The sequence below is a fragment of the Acinetobacter sp. 24-47-62 genome, assembly GCF_056779765.1.
Window position 1 is genome coordinate 1 of record NZ_JBWYIN010000027.1, and the last position, 5,315, is coordinate 5,315.

2 tRNA genes and 2 rRNA genes are annotated in these 5,315 nt (G+C 49.1%); all 4 read left to right on the forward strand.

What is annotated here, in order from left to right:
* The first annotated feature begins 94 nt into the window (after positions 1–94).
* The 4 genes from AC1M87_RS14645 (at position 95) to AC1M87_RS14660 (ending at position 5,172) form a co-directional block, all read left to right on the forward strand.
* Positions 95–1,632 (forward strand): 16S ribosomal RNA (locus tag AC1M87_RS14645).
* 61 nt (positions 1,633–1,693) lie between these two features.
* Positions 1,694–1,770: transfer RNA gene (locus tag AC1M87_RS14650), tRNA-Ile, on the forward strand.
* A 55-nt stretch (positions 1,771–1,825) separates the two neighbouring features.
* A tRNA-Ala gene (locus AC1M87_RS14655) sits at positions 1,826–1,901 on the forward strand.
* Between the two features lie 379 nt (positions 1,902–2,280).
* Positions 2,281–5,172, forward strand: a 23S ribosomal RNA gene (locus AC1M87_RS14660).
* The 16S and 23S rRNA genes sit together here with 2 tRNA genes alongside, the layout of an rRNA operon.
* Positions 5,173–5,315: the final 143 nt, after the last annotated feature.

Sequence of the window (5,315 nt, forward strand, 5' to 3'; positions counted from 1 at the left end):
ATAATTGGTAGAAATTTCTCGAAGTTTATTTGAGCAAATTTTTTGTCAGTAATTGATGAGCCAAGATTGGTACCCTTTAGGTACTATTGATTTTAAACTGAAGAGTTTGATCATGGCTCAGATTGAACGCTGGCGGCAGGCTTAACACATGCAAGTCGAGCGGGGGAAGGTAGCTTGCTACTGGACCTAGCGGCGGACGGGTGAGTAATGCTTAGGAATCTGCCTATTAGTGGGGGACAACATCTCGAAAGGGATGCTAATACCGCATACGTCCTACGGGAGAAAGCAGGGGACCTTCGGGCCTTGCGCTAATAGATGAGCCTAAGTCGGATTAGCTAGTTGGTGGGGTAAAGGCCTACCAAGGCGACGATCTGTAGCGGGTCTGAGAGGATGATCCGCCACACTGGGACTGAGACACGGCCCAGACTCCTACGGGAGGCAGCAGTGGGGAATATTGGACAATGGGCGGAAGCCTGATCCAGCCATGCCGCGTGTGTGAAGAAGGCCTTTTGGTTGTAAAGCACTTTAAGCGAGGAGGAGGCTACTAAGATTAATACTCTTGGATAGTGGACGTTACTCGCAGAATAAGCACCGGCTAACTCTGTGCCAGCAGCCGCGGTAATACAGAGGGTGCGAGCGTTAATCGGATTTACTGGGCGTAAAGCGTGCGTAGGCGGCTTTTTAAGTCGGATGTGAAATCCCCGAGCTTAACTTGGGAATTGCATTCGATACTGGGAAGCTAGAGTATGGGAGAGGATGGTAGAATTCCAGGTGTAGCGGTGAAATGCGTAGAGATCTGGAGGAATACCGATGGCGAAGGCAGCCATCTGGCCTAATACTGACGCTGAGGTACGAAAGCATGGGGAGCAAACAGGATTAGATACCCTGGTAGTCCATGCCGTAAACGATGTCTACTAGCCGTTGGGGCCTTTGAGGCTTTAGTGGCGCAGCTAACGCGATAAGTAGACCGCCTGGGGAGTACGGTCGCAAGACTAAAACTCAAATGAATTGACGGGGGCCCGCACAAGCGGTGGAGCATGTGGTTTAATTCGATGCAACGCGAAGAACCTTACCTGGTCTTGACATAGTAAGAACTTTCCAGAGATGGATTGGTGCCTTCGGGAACTTACATACAGGTGCTGCATGGCTGTCGTCAGCTCGTGTCGTGAGATGTTGGGTTAAGTCCCGCAACGAGCGCAACCCTTTTCCTTATTTGCCAGCGGGTTAAGCCGGGAACTTTAAGGATACTGCCAGTGACAAACTGGAGGAAGGCGGGGACGACGTCAAGTCATCATGGCCCTTACGACCAGGGCTACACACGTGCTACAATGGTCGGTACAAAGGGTTGCTACCTAGCGATAGGATGCTAATCTCAAAAAGCCGATCGTAGTCCGGATTGGAGTCTGCAACTCGACTCCATGAAGTCGGAATCGCTAGTAATCGCGGATCAGAATGCCGCGGTGAATACGTTCCCGGGCCTTGTACACACCGCCCGTCACACCATGGGAGTTTGTTGCACCAGAAGTAGGTAGTCTAACCGCAAGGAGGACGCTTACCACGGTGTGGCCGATGACTGGGGTGAAGTCGTAACAAGGTAGCCGTAGGGGAACCTGCGGCTGGATCACCTCCTTAACGAAAGATTGACGATTGGTAAGAATCCACAACAAGTTGTTCTTCATGACGGTGTATCTGAGGGTCTGTAGCTCAGTTGGTTAGAGCACACGCTTGATAAGCGTGGGGTCACAAGTTCAAGTCTTGTCAGACCCACCACTACTGACGAAGCAATTCATACAGAAGAAAGATACATTGATCTAAATGATAAGCTGGGGACTTAGCTTAGTTGGTAGAGCGCCTGCTTTGCACGCAGGAGGTCAGGAGTTCGACTCTCCTAGTCTCCACCACGTATTCATTCGAATACGTAGTAAGCAAACGAGTTGATAGCTTATAGAGCTTAGTAATAAAGCTGTGTATACTGCACGCCTTGATTATTAAGCTCTGTGATTTATCACAGTTGACTGCGATCTGACGAAGACGTAGTGAATCATTAACAGCATATATTTGAGTTGAAATAATTTGTTCATACTCATAGAAAGAGCGGAAACGAGATAACGTAAGTTATTGAGTTGAAGTGATTGAAATGAGAACTAGCGAAATTAACTGAATCAAGCGTTTTGGTATATGAATTTGAATTGAAGCTGTACAGTGTTTGGATACACAGTACTTCAAACTGTAATGTTGAACGATCTACTTGTAGGATCGAACGACTGTTTGGGGTTGTATAGTCAAGTAATTAAGTGCATGTGGTGGATGCCTTGGCAGTCAGAGGCGATGAAAGACGTGATAGCCTGCGAAAAGCTCCGGGGAGGCGGCAAATATCCTGTGATCCGGAGATTTCTGAATGGGGGAACCCACCTATCATAAGATAGGTATTGCAACATGAATACATAGTGTTGCAAGGCAAACGCGGGGAAGTGAAACATCTCAGTACCCGTAGGAAAAGAAATCAATTGAGATTCCCTCAGTAGCGGCGAGCGAAAGGGGAAAAGCCCATTAAGTTATGTAAGCTTTAGTGGAATGCTCTGGGAAGTGCAACCATAGTAGGTGATAGTCCTGTACACGAAAGGGCTTACATGATGATGTCGAGTAGGGCGGGGCACGTGAAACCTTGTCTGAATATGGGGGGACCATCCTCCAAGGCTAAATACTCCTGACTGACCGATAGTGAACCAGTACCGTGAGGGAAAGGCGAAAAGAACCCCTGTGAGGGGAGTGAAATAGATCCTGAAACCGCATGCATACAAGCAGTGGGAGCCACTTCGTGTGGTGACTGCGTACCTTTTGTATAATGGGTCAGCGACTTACATTCAGTAGCAAGGTTAACCGAATAGGGGAGCCGTAGAGAAATCGAGTCTTAATAGGGCGTTTAGTTGCTGGGTGTAGACCCGAAACCAGGCGATCTATCCATGAGCAGGTTGAAGGTGAGGTAACACTTACTGGAGGACCGAACCCACTGTCGTTGAAAAGCCAGGGGATGACTTGTGGATAGGGGTGAAAGGCTAATCAAGCCTGGTGATAGCTGGTTCTCCCCGAAAGCTATTTAGGTAGCGCCTCGGACGAATACCATTGGGGGTAGAGCACTGTTTCGGCTAGGGGGTCATCCCGACTTACCAAACCGATGCAAACTCCGAATACCAATGAGTACTATCCGGGAGACAGACTGCGGGTGCTAACGTCCGTAGTCAAGAGGAAAACAATCCAGACCGCCAGCTAAGGTCCCTAAATCATAGTTAAGTGGGAAACGATGTGGGAAGGCATAGACAGCTAGGAGGTTGGCTTAGAAGCAGCCACCCTTTAAAGAAAGCGTAATAGCTCACTAGTCGAGTCGGCCTGCGCGGAAGATGTAACGGGGCTAAAACTATGTACCGAAGCTGCGGATTTGCAATTTATTGCAAGTGGTAGGGGAGCGTTCTGTAAGCCGATGAAGGTGGATTGAGAAGTCTGCTGGAGGTATCAGAAGTGCGAATGCTGACGTGAGTAACGATAAAACGGGTGAAAAACCCGTTCGCTGAAAGACCAAGGGTTCCAGTCCAACGTTAATCGGGGCTGGGTGAGTCGACCCCTAAGGCGAGGCCGAGAGGCGTAGTCGATGGGAAATTGGTTAATATTCCAATACTTCTGTGTAATGCGATGAGAGGACGGAGAAGGTTAAGTCAGCCTGGCGTTGGTTGTCCAGGTGGAAGATTGTAGGCATGTATCTTAGGCAAATCCGGGGTACTCTATGCTGAGAATCGATAGCAAGCTAGTTTACTAGCGAAGTGGCTGATACCATACTTCCAGGAAAAGTCTCTAAGCTTCAGTTACACAGGAATCGTACCCGAAACCGACACAGGTGGTCAGGTCGAGTAGACCAAAGCGCTTGAGAGAACTCTGCTGAAGGAACTAGGCAAAATGGTACCGTAACTTCGGGAGAAGGTACGCTGCCGGCGGTGATAGGACTTGCTCCTTGAGCTACTGGCAGCCTCAGAAACCAGGCCGCTGCAACTGTTTATTAAAAACATAGCACTCTGCAAACACGAAAGTGGACGTATAGGGTGTGATGCCTGCCCGGTGCTGGAAGGTTAATTGATGGGGTTAGCGTAAGCGAAGCTCTTGATCGAAGCCCCAGTAAACGGCGGCCGTAACTATAACGGTCCTAAGGTAGCGAAATTCCTTGTCGGGTAAGTTCCGACCTGCACGAATGGCATAATGATGGCGGCGCTGTCTCCAGCAGAGGCTCAGTGAAATCGAATTCGCCGTGAAGATGCGGTGTACCCGCGGCTAGACGGAAAGACCCCGTGAACCTTTACTGCAGCTTGACATTGAACTTTGATCTTACTTGTGTAGGATAGGTGGGAGGCTTTGAAGTAGAAACGCCAGTTTCTATGGAGCCGTCCTTGAAATACCACCCTGGTAATATTGAGGTTCTAACTCTGCTCCATTATCTGGAGCGAGGACCATGTCTGGTGGGTAGTTTGACTGGGGCGGTCTCCTCCTAAAGAGTAACGGAGGAGTACGAAGGTGCGCTCAGCGTGGTCGGAAATCACGCGTAGAGTATAAAGGCAAAAGCGCGCTTAACTGCGAGACCCACAAGTCGAGCAGGTACGAAAGTAGGTCTTAGTGATCCGGTGGTTCTGTATGGAAGGGCCATCGCTCAACGGATAAAAGGTACTCTGGGGATAACAGGCTGATACCGCCCAAGAGTTCATATCGACGGCGGTGTTTGGCACCTCGATGTCGGCTCATCTCATCCTGGGGCTGAAGCAGGTCCCAAGGGTATGGCTGTTCGCCATTTAAAGAGGTACGCGAGCTGGGTTTAGAACGTCGTGAGACAGTTCGGTCCCTATCTACCGTGGGCGTTGGAAATTTGAGAGGATCTGCTCCTAGTACGAGAGGACCAGAGTGGACGAACCTCTGGTGTACCGGTTGTGACGCCAGTCGCATCGCCGGGTAGCTATGTTCGGAAGGGATAACCGCTGAAAGCATCTAAGCGGGAAGCCTACCTCAAGATTAGATTTCCCAAGGACTTTATGTCCTCTAAAGAGCCGTTGAAGACTACAACGTTGATAGGTTGGATGTGGAAGTACGGTGACGTATGAAGCTGACCAATACTAATTACTCGTGAGGCTTGACTATACAACACCCAAACAGTTGGTGTTGTGGTTCAAATCATGACAAATAACTTGATTTAGTTAGATAAAACGCTAAACTGCACAAATTAAAGCAACTCAAATAGCTGTTAATAACTTCTTTGACCAAGCAAAGGCACGCAAACAATA